The 13,913-nt window shown below is 39.5% G+C and carries 12 protein-coding genes and 1 tRNA gene; 5 read left to right on the forward strand and 8 right to left on the reverse strand.

The annotated features are described in order from the left end of the window. The first annotated feature begins 6 nt into the window (after positions 1-6). The 4 genes from ACMUMK_RS09430 to ACMUMK_RS09445 all read left to right on the forward strand — a co-directional run bounded on the left by ACMUMK_RS09430 (position 7) and on the right by ACMUMK_RS09445 (position 2,426). Positions 7-216 (forward strand): DUF2788 domain-containing protein, encoded by a 210-nt coding sequence (locus ACMUMK_RS09430; RefSeq protein ID WP_414700872.1) that lies wholly within the window; start codon positions 7-9, stop codon positions 214-216. A 57-nt stretch (positions 217-273) separates the two neighbouring features. Continuing rightward, a complete protein-coding gene (gene fldA, locus ACMUMK_RS09435) occupies positions 274-798 on the forward strand; it encodes a flavodoxin FldA (RefSeq protein WP_414700873.1) in 525 nt (174 codons plus the stop codon). A gap of 126 nt (positions 799-924) precedes the next feature. Next, positions 925-1,344: a ferric iron uptake transcriptional regulator gene (gene fur, locus ACMUMK_RS09440; protein ID WP_414700874.1), complete on the forward strand. Its 420-nt coding sequence runs from the start codon at positions 925-927 to the stop codon at positions 1,342-1,344. 74 nt (positions 1,345-1,418) lie between these two features. Further along, entirely contained in the window at positions 1,419-2,426 is a 1,008-nt protein-coding gene (locus tag ACMUMK_RS09445) for an LLM class flavin-dependent oxidoreductase (RefSeq protein ID WP_414701397.1), read from the forward strand. Here ACMUMK_RS09445 and ACMUMK_RS09450 read toward each other — a convergent pair. The 5 genes from ACMUMK_RS09450 to ACMUMK_RS09470 all read right to left on the reverse strand — a co-directional run bounded on the left by ACMUMK_RS09450 (position 2,416) and on the right by ACMUMK_RS09470 (position 7,233). Further along, the gene (locus tag ACMUMK_RS09450; RefSeq protein WP_414700875.1) at positions 2,416-2,757 is read right to left on the reverse strand and encodes a 5-carboxymethyl-2-hydroxymuconate Delta-isomerase; all 342 of its coding nucleotides are present in this window, start codon (positions 2,755-2,757) and stop codon (positions 2,416-2,418) included. The genes ACMUMK_RS09445 and ACMUMK_RS09450 overlap by 11 nt on opposite strands. A 66-nt stretch (positions 2,758-2,823) precedes the next feature. Then, positions 2,824-3,189 (reverse strand): response regulator, encoded by a 366-nt coding sequence (locus tag ACMUMK_RS09455; RefSeq protein ID WP_414700876.1) that lies wholly within the window; start codon positions 3,187-3,189, stop codon positions 2,824-2,826. Between the two features lie 41 nt (positions 3,190-3,230). After that, complete coding sequence (locus ACMUMK_RS09460) at positions 3,231-4,724, reverse strand: PAS domain-containing sensor histidine kinase (protein ID WP_414700877.1); 1,494 nt, start codon at positions 4,722-4,724, stop codon at positions 3,231-3,233. A 133-nt stretch (positions 4,725-4,857) separates the two neighbouring features. Beyond that, the gene (locus ACMUMK_RS09465) at positions 4,858-5,745 is read right to left on the reverse strand and encodes an alpha/beta hydrolase (protein ID WP_414700878.1); all 888 of its coding nucleotides are present in this window, start codon (positions 5,743-5,745) and stop codon (positions 4,858-4,860) included. Positions 5,746-5,991: 246 nt separating this feature from the next. Continuing rightward, positions 5,992-7,233, reverse strand: coding sequence for a hypothetical protein (locus ACMUMK_RS09470; RefSeq protein WP_414700879.1), 1,242 nt, complete (start codon positions 7,231-7,233; stop codon positions 5,992-5,994). Positions 7,234-7,476: 243 nt separating this feature from the next. Here ACMUMK_RS09470 and ACMUMK_RS09475 point away from each other — a divergent pair, with 243 nt between their 5' ends. Beyond that, positions 7,477-7,986: a prepilin-type N-terminal cleavage/methylation domain-containing protein gene (locus ACMUMK_RS09475; protein ID WP_414700880.1), complete on the forward strand. Its 510-nt coding sequence runs from the start codon at positions 7,477-7,479 to the stop codon at positions 7,984-7,986. Positions 7,987-8,453: 467 nt separating this feature from the next. On the opposite strand, the gene ACMUMK_RS09480 is transcribed toward ACMUMK_RS09475, so the two are convergent. The 3 genes from ACMUMK_RS09480 to ACMUMK_RS09490 all read right to left on the reverse strand — a co-directional run bounded on the left by ACMUMK_RS09480 (position 8,454) and on the right by ACMUMK_RS09490 (position 13,627). Further along, positions 8,454-8,530, reverse strand: a tRNA-Pro gene (locus ACMUMK_RS09480). Positions 8,531-8,720: 190 nt separating this feature from the next. After that, complete coding sequence (locus tag ACMUMK_RS09485; protein ID WP_414700881.1) at positions 8,721-10,688, reverse strand: phytase; 1,968 nt, start codon at positions 10,686-10,688, stop codon at positions 8,721-8,723. Between the two features lie 248 nt (positions 10,689-10,936). Beyond that, positions 10,937-13,627 carry a TonB-dependent receptor gene (locus tag ACMUMK_RS09490; protein ID WP_414700882.1) on the reverse strand — a complete coding sequence of 897 codons (2,691 nt, stop codon included), beginning with the start codon at positions 13,625-13,627 and terminating at the stop codon, positions 10,937-10,939. Positions 13,628-13,913: the final 286 nt, after the last annotated feature.

The following is a 13,913-nucleotide window of genomic DNA, read 5'->3' on the forward strand; positions in this document are numbered from 1 at the left end:
AGACTTATGCTAAGCGAGTATTACGAACAGATAGAAGCTTTTGCCCTAGACGTTACCCTCATAGGACTGTTTTTACTGATGGCGTATGTCGTACATGACGTATTAAAGAAAAATAACGTGCCTACAATAGGCAAAGTTGTAGTGTATTTCGTGTTATTTTTAGGAGCTCTAGGCTTTATTTTTAAAGGTGTGATGCAATGGGTTATCGAAAACTAATCAAGCACACAACCGACTTAACATATTGATAAGATTGACGTAGAGGAAAAACGACTGATGGCAAGTGTAGGTCTCTTTTTTGGTAGTGACACAGGTAATACTGAACATATTGCAAAAATGATCCAAAAAGAATTGGGTAAAAACTTAATTGATGTTCATGACATAGCAAAAAGTAGCAAAGAAGACATTGCTGAATTTGACCTTCTGCTTTTTGGTATACCAACTTGGTATTACGGAGAAGCCCAATGTGATTGGGATGACTTTTTCCCTGAGCTTGAGCAAATTGATTTTGAAGATAAATTAGTAGCCATATTTGGATGTGGTGACCAAGAAGATTACGCAGAGTACTTTCTTGATGCTATGGGTATGGTTAGAGATATTGTTGAAGCCAAAGGCGCGATTTTGGTAGGGCAATGGTCTACAGAAGGTTATGACTTTGAAGCTTCCAAAGGTATGACTGATGAAAATCATTTTGTAGGTTTAGGCATAGATGAAGACAGACAGCCTGAATTAACCGAGCAAAGAGTAAAAGCTTGGTGTAAGCAAATTCATGAAGAGCTATGTTTGGCTGAATTAGGCTAATACTTGAAAGAGTAATAGCTCTATTTTAACGATATTGTTAAATACTTAACACAAATGATCAGGAATGCCTTTTAAATCAAAATAGGTTACCTATAATGTCAACATATTCTATACGTAAGTAGACTCATGGAACAAAATAAAGAACTCAAAAAAGCAGGCTTAAAGATAACTCTTCCTCGTTTAAAGATATTAGAAATTTTACAACTTCCTCAGAACCAACATATTAGTGCTGAAGACGTCTATAAAATATTAATTGAACAAGGTGAAGAAATCGGTCTAGCTACCGTTTATCGCGTACTTAACCAATTTGACGATGCCGGGATTTTAAACCGCCACCATTTCGAAGGTGGAAAGTCAGTATTTGAAATTAGCCACAAAGAACATCATGATCACCTAGTATGCTTAAAATGCGGCAAGGTGATAGAGTTCGAAGATGAGATAATCGAAAAACGCCAAAAAGACGTTGCCGAACGTCATAATATGAAACTAACGCATCATAGTTTATATCTTTATGGTGAATGTAAAGAAGAGTGTGACGAAGATTAAGATTCAAATAACGCCACTTTTCAGTGGCGTTTTTTTTAATTAATTTCTTACACCATACCCAGCAAACCTTCGATATGATCCCTTTCTCAATTCTTGACCTTGCTCCCATTACAGAAGGCAGTACTGCTAGAGTAGCCCTGCAGAACTCTCAGAAACTTGCCGTTGCGGCCGAAGAAAAAGGGTTTCATCGAGTTTGGCTGGCAGAACATCATGGTATGCGAGGCGTTGCAAGCTCAGCCACAGCAGTCGTTTTAGGACACATAGGTGCGGCAACTCAGCATATTAGAATAGGCTCTGGTGGCATTATGCTACCTAACCATTCGCCTCTGGTGATTGCAGAACAATTTGGTACTCTAGCATCACTATTTCCGGATAGGGTAGACCTTGGCCTAGGCAGAGCGCCTGGTACCGATATGGCCACTGCTAAAGCTTTACGTCGTAATACTGCTACTCAGCTAGATACCTATAGAGGTGATGTACTTGAATTGCAGAGTTATTTATCAAGCCCAAAGCCAAAGCAAACCATCATCGCAATACCTGGAGTAGATAGCCAAGTCCCCCTATGGATGCTAGGTTCAAGTCTTTACAGTGCGAAACTAGCTGCTGACTTAGGGCTTCCCTACTCTTTTGCATCTCATTTTGCCCCAGAGCAATTACTAGACGCACTCTCTTTATACCGAGCAGGATTTACGCCTTCTAAGCAATGCAAACACCCTTATGTTATGGCTGGAGTTATGGCCGTTATTGCAGACACAGATGAAGAAGCGAATTATTTATTTACCTCGGTTCAACAACAATTTATAAACATGAACAGAGGCATAAATAGCCCATTTGTAAAGCCAATTGACCACATATCTGAAATCTGTACGCCACCGGAGAAAGCTATGCTAGCGCATATTTTACGGTATGCAATGGTAGGTTCTAAACAAACGGTGACTGATAAATTACAGCAGTTTATAAAAGCAACTGAAATAGATGAATTGATAGTGTCTACACCCATATTCGACATACAGGCGAGACTAAAAAGCGTTAACTTACTTTCAGAGGTAGGTTTAATGCAAAAGTTTATTGCTAATAAGTGAAATCCACAAAACTTGCTCGGTGAATATCGACAATTTCTACAGAAACAAACACGCTACTCAAGTCTAAGGTTTTTAACTGCTCAAGAACCGCATTGGAAATTTCAATTTTTTGCTCGTCAGTACGCCCACTTAAAATATGGGCCGATACATGTAAAAAGTCTTTTGATACATGGTGTAATCTAAATTGAGGTCGTGGCTCAACTCTAATTTTAATGGCTTCAGGGGGAAAATGGCCACTGTTTTTGGCTCCTGCAAAAACTTTATCCATGATAGTTTCAGCATCTATTTGCTCTGTTAACGAACCACTATGTTCAATTACAAAATTTGGCATTTATTTAACTCCTATAAGTTTATAGCCGGTTATTTTTCTATCATACCGCAACTCATAAGATTATCACTAAAATAGCGCTGCAATGTCTTCTACTTCCAAGGGTTTAGTTAAGTATTTTTTAACACTTTTATATTCCAAACATTTTTCTTTTTCCTCAGGCTGACACGAAGATGTAAGCATAATCACAGGAGCAGTACTCAACTGGTTTAACTCATACTCTTTTAAAAACTCATGGCCATTCATTCTTGGCATATTGATATCTAAAAAAATAAAAAGAGGCGGGACTTTAAGGTTTTTAAGTATGTCGATAGCTTCCACACCATCGAACGCTTGTAATACTTCGATGTTTTCATCGAATTTATTAAACATGTATTTCGCTATAAATTGATCAACTTCACTATCTTCAACAATTAGTACTGATGAATTTTCCACTAAAATTACCCCATAACAACTAATAATATGACGAATTTTTATCAGACACTTTTCAAAAAAGTGACTTTAAATACAGTACAGTTATTTATGTGATTAAACTCAATCTCACCTCCAATTACATCAACACTTTTTTTGACCATATATAATCCTAAACCAGACCCAAATGACGTTTTAGGATGAAACCTTTTAAACATTTGAAATAGCTGTTCTTGATATTCTTTGGCAATCCCTAAGCCGTTATCAATTACAGTTAAGACAAAGTGACTACCTTGAGTGTAGAAAGAAACCTTTATGAATGACAACTTTTTTGTAAGATCTTGATATTTAACAGCATTAGAAAGTAAATTTTCAATAATTAAAATCAAACGGTTCTTTTTAGTAAACACATCTTCGCTACACTGAACGTCAACTTCCAGGCTTATCCGCTCGAAGTTTTCCATATGTTTCAACTTAGTGATTGCGTCATTAATAATACTCTCAATATTGACCGCTACTGAGGTTTCTTTTTCATTCTTACTAAGTGTTAAAGTGAGAATATCTTTAACCAATTCTTCTAATTGTTGTAGTGATTTTTGTATATATTCGATATTGACTAAGGCGTTGGTTGTTTCACCGTTTTGCACCGCCTCTTTTAACATATCGAGTAACCTAATAGAAGAGACTAATGGGGAGCGTAAATCATGAGACGTCCGATAAGAGAACTCCTCTAACTCTGCATTGGCTTGGGAGATTTTTTGCTCTGACTTTTTCCTTTCAGAAATATCTCTCACAATGCCACTGTATAGTTTTCGCCCATGTATATTAACTTCACTTACCGACAAATCTAGTGGAAATATACTGCCATTTTTGCGCCTTCCTTGTACTTCTCGTCCTATACCTATTATCTGTTTTTTACCGGTTTGTTGGTAATTTTCAAGGTATTGGTCATGCTCCTCATGATACGGATTAGGCATCAGCATTTTTACGTTCTGCCCCACTACCTCTTCAAACTGATAGCCAAATATCACCTCACACGCTTTGTTGTAGTGTTCTATTTTACCTAAGTGATCAATTGTTATTAAGCCATCAACGGTATTATCAACAATAGCCTGTAGCTTTGCTTGGTTTTCAACTAGTGCTTGTTCAGCGGCTTTTCGGTCAGATATATCTCTTATAGTGCCCACAAACATAGTCTCGCCCTCTATGTTCATAGCATTTACACCAAGCTCCATAGAAAAAATGCTGCCATCTTTTCTTTTGGCCTCTACTTCTCTACCTTTACCAATAATTTGCTTTTCACCTGTCGTGAAATAATTATGCAAATAGCCATCATGCTCTTTATGATAGGGGTCTGGCATAAGTATTTTTACATTTTTACCTATGACTTCTTCCGGAGAATATCCAAAAATCCGCACTGCTGATGGGTTAAAGCTCTGAATAATCCCTTTACCATTAATGGTAATAATTCCATCAATAACGGTATTCAATACCGCCTCCAACCTAGAGGTTTGCGCTGTATGGTCCTTTGGGGAAGAAGTTATATTAGAAGAGTTCATAGGTAATAAAGTCCACTTTACGGCTGGAATGATTTAATAATAACGAGTTTGAGGGCCATTAATTCATAACAAAAATGGATAACTAATTACCCTACTGACCTCCCCTAGGGTAATCAGAGGAAACCCCGCCGATTCATTTGCTCAAGCCCACGATCCAATCAGTTGTTAAGTTCAAAACCTCAGCCTTTTGAGATTTTTTGGGGTTTAATACGTGAAAGATATGATCGGCTCCATCAAGATAGTAAACATCTTCAGTTACTGCCATACTCGCTCTAAGAATTTCATTCTCGTGGCGTGGTAAATAGTCTTCAGTGCCTCGTATTGCAAGCAAATGCCCTTTAAACTGATTCAAATTCCGAATGGGGTTATACCCCAACATCCCAATCACGTGCTGACGAGTCAAGGTTAAGTCTGCCCATGTTTCATTAAGTACGCTTTCACCCTCATCAATCGCTTCTCTAACGGCAGCATAATAATTGGGAAGAGTAACAATTTCATTTGGGTTTAAAGCAGTAGACCACAACACTATCCCTTCGAACGTATTTGGATGGCGGCTAACTAACTCCATAGCCGTAGCGCCTCCAAGGCTAAAACCGACTACCACCAATGGCTGTTCAGGGTACTGCTCCTTTAAATATTCTAAAGCAGACTCTGTGTCCTCCATTCTGCTTTTAAATGTACTGGTTAATCTAAAGTTACTTTTTACACGCTCTGCTTCTCCCTGAACGTCAAATCTCAATGAAGCGATACAATTACCTTTTAATTGTTCAGATAAGTCTTTATACAAATTACCCAGTTCATCTTTTTTGCCAACCCACCCATGGATCAACAAAACTGCAGACTTAGCCTTACAACTTGGATGCTCTATGGCTGCCGATGAGCCGGAGCTTAAAACAAAATATTCAGTGCCATCAGAAGAAGGCTCTAAAGCCGAATTTATTGTGGCTTTGGGCACGGCAAAACTTGAAAAAGCCATACCTAACCCAAGGCCTGCTAACAAAACTTTATGAAATTTAGTCATTTTCATCGTTACCTTTTTATTTTTATTATTTAACTTTAGTTCTGAATAATGTGTACAAAAAACACTTCGAATAAATAGATTAGGTGAAGATCAACCTCATCAGCTCGTCTATGGCACAGTCTACATAAATAGCCTTTTTCACTATGAAAACACACTAGATGTGATTCGCTACTTTACCCATAACAGAAGTAACTCACATAATGCCAAATGAGCTACCCTGTATCTAAAGCTTATGGAGTAAATCAGCTATTTAGTAAACCCTGTCAGAACAAATTTTTGTACTCTTCTGCCAGTATTTACCTCAGATGTATATAAATTACCCTCGCTATCTACCACTACACTATGTAACCAAGTAAATTGCCCAGGATAACGGCCTGGCCTACCAAAACTTCCTAAAACCTCGTAGGTATCATGCCACAGAACCCAAATACGACCATTCATCATATCTGCAACATACATGTACTTATTATCAGGCGAAAAATCTACATCGGTAGCGCTGCCTACTCCACCCGTTTCTTTGGCTATAACTAGCTCTCGTACGTATTCCGCCTTACCAGACTCATTTACTTTAAAAACTTGAAGCCTGTTGTTTTTTCTATCACAAACATAAATTCTGCCGTCGTCTGACTGCACCACGCAGTGCACTATATCGCCAAAATTTTCTGCTGTAACACTATTTTGACCTGCCGTCGCCATAGCCTGAGACACATCAAAAGCTCCTTCACGGGTACCACCACCAGGAAGCTGTCCATATGCCCCCCAAAGTTGATCGAAGTCGCCTTCTTTAGTATCAAAAGCTGTGATTCGTTTGTTTATGTAGCCATCAGCAATAAGTAAACGATTGGATTTTGTATCGTGGAATATATCAGCGGGGTTACCTAAAGCATCTTCACTTAAATTACCATGAGTTTCACCACGGCGGCCAAATTGGCGTATAAATTCCCCTTCTTGGGTAAAGTTCAGAACCACATGATCACCCTTACCATTGCCACCTAACCAAACAGTATTTTGATCGTCCACATATAAGCCATGCACTGTTTGTGGCCACTGATTTTGCCCATCGATAACAGGGGCTTTATCTGGACCACCCCAGGCATTCAGTAAATCGCCATCTGGAGAAAACTGCAGCACATGGGGAGCAGCCTCGCAACATAATCCTGATTTATTGGTCAAACCTAAATCAATTCTGCTTAATGAATTAGGTCGATGTAATATCCATACATTGTCACTTTTATCTAAAGCTAAACCTGGCACTTGTCCGATTAACCAAGTAGACGGCATTTTAGGCCAACTCGTATCTACAGAAAATTGAGGAACAGGGTGGCTACTCCCAGAAATAGGATATCGTTCAATGTCAGTTAATTGTTTACGCTCTATATCGTTAGCTTCAGGGGCGCTAGCCGATACATTAGGTGCCAATAACGAAAATAGACAAAGCCCTAGCACACTAACGTGTGTTTTTACTGGAATACGTTGAAAACTAAACATTGTTAAACACCTCTAATTATCAATTAATTAACGCCGAAAGAGCAAACAAGAATATGACAAGTAGAATTGAATTACACCACAACAAAAATTTTCTGCGCCGAGTTGCCATAAAAAAAGGCAGAATTGCATAAAAGTTACATTGTTTACTTTGGTAAACACATAAATATGACTTTAGTTGAATAGACGATTTTAGCGATTTAGGATACAGTCAAATTTAGAGTTTTCAGCATAAGTTGTACGTCATTGATTAATTTAAATGCCAAAGGGTTCACCCTTATAGAGTTGATAGTTGTTATAATAATTCTAGGAATATTATCAGTTATTGCTGCTCCAAAATTTATTGATTTGAGTACTGATGCCAAATTAGCCAGCTTAGAAGCACTATCTGCTAGTGCTGACTCAGCCGCAACCTTAGTATACGCGAAGGCTCTAATCCAGGGTGAAGTTACAAATGCTGAAGGAAACGTTGACATAGATGGTGATGGGATTGACGACATAGAGACCGTATACGGTTATCCCAGTGCCAATAGAACTACTGGATTAGCCAACGTGCTAGAACTAGGTGAAGATTGGGCATACGGGGATACTTTTGGTGGAGGGCAGTTATTCATTTCGCCATCCCAGATAGTAGGTTTCAGTGGCATTACCAACAACAACATCCCCTTACGTAGTCCCAATTGTTATTTTACATATACACCACCGAGCTCATTAGGTGATGTGCCAACTTATAGCTTCATTACAACTGGCTGTTAAAGCATTTGAGTTAGCTACTACAACAAACATTTTAGTTACCCTCTCCACTTTAAACAGCATGGTAAATATTGCTATGCTGCATCTACACCCCAATTACCCTAATAGCATAAAAGACAAGGTACACTTTAATTCATTAGGAGCAAGAGAAGTGGCACAACTGGTTTTGAAATCATTAAAAGAAGCAGAGCATCCTTTATCTCAATATATTCGAAAAGCCCCTCGGCACCATTTAAAATATAAATATGACTGACTAATGCTCTAAGAAGGTATTGACCTAACAGCTATATTTGAAAAGAGGAAAACTTAATTCGTAAACCCTATATTGCACACTTGCGCCAAGCTTTAATGTTAAACTTTTTTTCAGGCAACATTTTAAATCCAAAGTGATCGCTTCGCGTTCATGTCTTCGGGTCATATAGGTTCTATTTTAATTGAGTATTACAGAAATGTGGGGAAGAAGAGTTAATTGGTCGGTGTGAGAGGATTTGAACCTCCGACCCCTGACACCCCATGACAGTGCGCTACCAAGCTGCGCTACACACCGACCGAAGCTGCGCAGTTTACTTAATTTTCATCACTTTGCAACGGCAAATATCGAATGTAAGGTTAACTGATTATAGATTGACCACGTTTTGGCTATATTTACCATTTAACAAAAAGTACTGGGGTATTTCATTAGTACAACAACTAGCGCCTAGTTAAAATTAGCCCCGTATTTACCGGGCATTTTTACGTTACTTTTCTAACCAGAGTTTCAATAATTGTTTAATTTGCGCCCCATCAACAAGCTTAAAGTTTTGAGGAGCATTTGCTAATCGATTACGGCCATCTTGCACAACTAGCAAGCCGTCTGGCAGGTCTGCACCTAAACTTACTGAAGTTAGCTCTAGACCATCGGTCTCAGATACACCATCTATGTTTGTAGCTAAGTCCATATCTATTTTAAAGCTTCCCAGATACCGGTTGTTTTCGTCCAATGCAAATATACCAAAGCTGTTGTTGCCTTGACTCGATGCAACCAAGTAACGTTTTCCAGACATTTGATAAATACCCATACCTTCAACATCAGCGACAAACGTACTAGATGTGGTGGCAATTAACCTTGGTAGCGCTTTGGTTGGGCGGGCACTAACTTGCCATATCCCTGTTGACTCTTCGCCGTAATATAGTTGCTGATTGATATCGTCGGCAACACAGCCTTCAGGTTGGCTAGGTACTAAAAACTCCCTCACTAATTTACCGCTCACCCTATTCTCTTCAGGTATTAATAAGTACTGTTGAAAGCGTCCATCCGTATCATTAACAAAGACGTGGTATTCATCGTCTTGCTGATACATGCATAACCCGTAAACATCTGCCAAATCAGTTTGAATATCAGACAAAAAAGCCAGTTCACCAGTTTCTGGTTGCACTGAGAATAAGCTTATACTGCTAGTTGTTCGATTACTAGCCGCTGCAATATCAATAGTTTGCGGCCCTAGTTTAAAGCCATAACGAAGATCTACATTATTAACGCGACCAACATTAAGCTTTTGTATTAAGTTTCCTTTTAGGTCGTAAACCATCATGCCTTGCTTTTTGTTGGTTCCTAAAACAAGGCTATGCTCTGGTTGCAAAGAGTTTATCCATATTGCTGGATCATCGGCTGCATCACCGTAGGCTTCCATGGGCTCTGTTTGTGCAAATGCCTTTACACTGGCAAATGGAGACTCAGGTAAGTCTCGAATAGCGGCTTTATCGTTTACAGTTACTGCAGAGTACGCTGTGTACTCATCATCAAATACACCTAACAATAGCTCCGATGGCATTGCCAACCCATTGGTAACTTCAGGTTTTGTAGTACTGGTTAGTGAGATAAATTGCGACGTTTGCTTGTCAGCCCCCGAAATATGCCATACACCTTGTTGTTCAGGCGTACTCAACAGTATGTCACCGTTTTCTAAGACATCTACATGGGTAACTTCGCCTTCTAGCTCTCCAAATGGTTTAACTGCTGCCACCAACTCACGTACAAGCTCTGCTTCAGGATCTGCAGGGTATTGCCAAAGGCCAATATTTTCCTCAACCAAATATAGAATCCCAGCTGCGTCATCCACTGCACAACTTTTACTGTGTAGGGTGCCAGTAAATGTATGAACAGCCACATCAACCATTGCTGAGCTACCACCGTCTACCACTATACGTTGCTCAACTGTTCCTTGAGCGTCCGCAATAAATAAAGACAGGTGCCCTTGTGGCATTTGATACCAACACAGCGCTTCAACTTCTCCCGCTGGGGTGGCTAGGGTAGATATAAGTGACAACTCATTGCTTTGCCAATCAAGCCCTAACACTAATAGGTCTTGGGTGTTGTTGTCTTTGGTGGTAATTACCCCAAGACTCTTGCCTTTAATTTGAATATCATCTCGCCAATCTAAGGTTTCAATATTACCTGCAAACCTACTAAGAACCTTTCCATGCTTATCTACAAATAAAAGGCCTTGCGTTTCACTGGTCAACAACCAATATTGTTCAGCATCATGATAAATGGGCAAAGCCGACTTGCCGGCATTTACCTCAAAGCCATCAACTAACAAGGGCTGACTTTGGGCTAAAGATATAGCTTGTTGCTGTGCACTTGTTTTGTCAGAGCCAGAGCTAAGTGGAGTTTGGCAAGCACTAAGAGCTACAAGTGCTAGCAAACATAAATAAACTAATTTCATTTTCAATCCTTGCGCAAACTGTGGTGATAAAACAAATGTCAGAGTGTCTGAACCATTAGGCTATCCGCACAGCATCTCCAAAGGAGACCATAAAGGTTATAAATTTAAAAAACATAGGTATTCCAGAGCATCAAAAAATAATTGAAAAACAGCTGCTCTGGTTTTTCCTAATGCATCAATTCAAAATAGAATTATTGGTGGCAAAAAACCTGATCAATAGTACTTAAAGGTTTTGCCACCAGGCTGTGCTATAACATCCAACTAAAACCAAGTTCAAAGGTTCTGCCATATTCTTCGTACTGGGCATTTACACTTGGTGTATCAAAGTAGTTATAAAAGCCTTCATCTGTAAGATTGATTGCATTGAAATATAAATACATATTTTGTTTGAAAAAATACTTACTGGTAAAGTCTAACTGCTGATGGGCATCTTCCATGCGTATCAAATCCCCATCAATCTCTTCTAAGTTTTCACTCTTATAGGTCATGGTTAATCGTAAACTCATTAAGTTACTTTCGTAACCTACGGTAAGATTACCAATTTTATCCGATTGATTTGGTAAAGAAGTCTCAAACCGCTCACCATCTAACAAGGTAACAGCATCAGAGCTAGAAAAAGTACCATTGGCAGATAACAACAAACCATTTTCAAATGCTTTTACCCAAGAAAGTTCAAGGCCGCTAACACTTGCAGACTCACCATTAATTGGCTGCATGACTTCATCAAAGCCGTCCCATTCTGGTAAGTCAGACACGTCGGCAGTTATTACAAAGTTATCTATATTTTTATAAAAATAACCAGCAGAAAGCACACCTATGTCACCAGGATAATACTCCAGCGTTAAATCAAAGTTGTCTGATTCAAACGGTTTCAATTCAGGATTGCCAACTTCAGCCTCACGCTCAGTAACAAATTCACCATCATCTTCTTCAGTTTTTGACTCAATAATTTGAAAGGCAGCTGCATCTTCAAATTTTGGACGGGATAGTGTTTGAGTGAAAGCTGCCCGAGCAATAAGTTTATCTGTAAACTCGTAACGTAGATTCAAGCTAGGTAACAAGTGGTTGTAGCTTCTTTCTCCCTCCCATGGAGTATTAATCACTTCTTCAACGTCAGTCTGCTCGTTTTCTACTAACTCAACACGCATCCCAGATGTGCTGAAATCGGTGGCCTCATAACGAACCCCAGCTACCAGAGTTAAGTTCTTCCATTCATAACGCCCCATAAGATAAGCAGCGAAAATATCTTCATTACTGACATAAGACGCACCGTTAGACTCAACCTCTGAATCAAGTTCCGCTAGTTCAAGATCAGCGCCATTCTCATTAAAGTAGCTACGCAAGCCTGCACGATCTAAACCTGGTCCAAATTCACCTAATCCCCAATCTGGTTGATTAGCAGCAAACATAGTGGCATCAATATCATCAAAATCACCATCATAAATGGCAATATCAGCCGTTGCTGTTTTTTCACGGGCTCGGTATTTTGCCCCAAATTTCACATCTAAAGAGCCACTTGGCATATCAAAAAAGCGAGTGAAGTCAGCTTTAGCCATTGTTTCTGTGTCTTCTGCAAAGGTTTTCTCAAGACTCACTTCATCTAACTCGTAATTACCTAAGTCCATAGCAGCGGCATCTTGGGTAATTTGAGGAATTTGCCCCAGCATGTCTGACTCAATAGCCATATTTTCACCTACAAAGGTGTAATACAGGCCTGCTGGATCTTTCTCATCGGCTTTGGAGTAGCCTAATTGATATTCAACTAACCAATCATTTAAAGTGTGTTCACCACCTGCAGAAATAGACAAGATGGTTTGTGTTTCTTCACGGTCTTTACTACCCCGTTCAATTTCAGAGTCTTCGCCGTCAAAAGTAAAGGTATTTGCCATACGATATTCATCATCAGCAAAACGGCTATACAAAGTACGTAAGTAGTAACGGTTATTAAAGTCTGGTCTAAAATCTAGGTTTACAGCCGCGCCAATTCGCTCCCTTGAGATACTGTAGTAACGTTGCTCTATTTCATCATCACCATTTGACTCAATATTGTCAGAGCCAAAATCACGATTGGCATAAGATAAAGCCGCAGCCACACCAAAAACATTATCAAACACATTGGTTACACTACCTGAAACTTTAGGGCTAGTGTCATTACGCAACTGGTTTTGACTTGCCTGCACATTCAAGCTGGCGCTAGTACCTTGGCGGTCAAATGCACTTAAACTTTTGACTTCAATAGAGCCACCTATGGCATCCGCATCCATATCAGATGTAACAGATTTAGATACCTCTAACCCTTGAATCAATTCTGAGGGAATAACGTCTAATGCTACAGAGCGCACGCCACCTTCAGGTGAAGGTACATTTACACCATTTATCGTGACATTGTTTAGGTTTGGATCAATTCCTCGAATACCTACAAAACGCCCTTCACCTTGGTCTCGTTCAATTGATAAACCAGGTAAACGTTGTAACGCTTCAGCGGCATTTTGATCAGGAAACTGGCCAATGGCATCTGCAGAAACAATAGACTTGATGCTATCGGCAGCACGCTGTAAGTTAATTGCACTCGCTTGACCCGCTCTTTGGCCATATACCACTACGGTATCAAAATCCTTACCTCTGGCCGCCAATTTAATATCTTGCTGCAGAATTTTTCCACCACTTACCATGACTGGCACTTGAACTGTCGGTGCGCCAAGGTATTTTACTTCTAAGGTGTATTTCCCTTCCGGTAAGTTTACAAATCGAAAACTTCCATCTCGTCTAGAAACAGTACTTTGCTCAAGTTCTTTAATGGTAACTTCAGCGCCTTGAATATAACTCGTTTGACTATTGTCAGTGAGTAAGCCTTGAATAGAGCCCTCTTCAGCAAACGCCGATTGACAAGAAAGTGCAGCTAAACATGCCATGGCTAAAGTGGATTTAATCATTTTCATTATAACGTCTCTGGTTGCAATTTAGGGTTGGTCTTCGTTGGCGTGACAAGCTAAGTAGTAGCAATGACATTTTTATGACAGCAGTTGAAATAAAAACGGCGGCACTGTTCATAATGATGTTTTTCTGGGGAATTAATTACTTTTCTGAGCTTATTTGACCTCCCTTAGGGCCCTTGCTAAATCTGGCTTTTGCTAAAATCCTCTACAAACAAATATTCCTAGGTTCATTATATTGTCATTTTCCTGAGCCAATATGACCCCCTCGCGGCTTAGTAGCTATGTCAGC

It is taken from the genome of Paraglaciecola sp. 2405UD69-4, assembly GCF_047525415.1.
GTDB lineage: Bacteria > Pseudomonadota > Gammaproteobacteria > Enterobacterales > Alteromonadaceae > Paraglaciecola.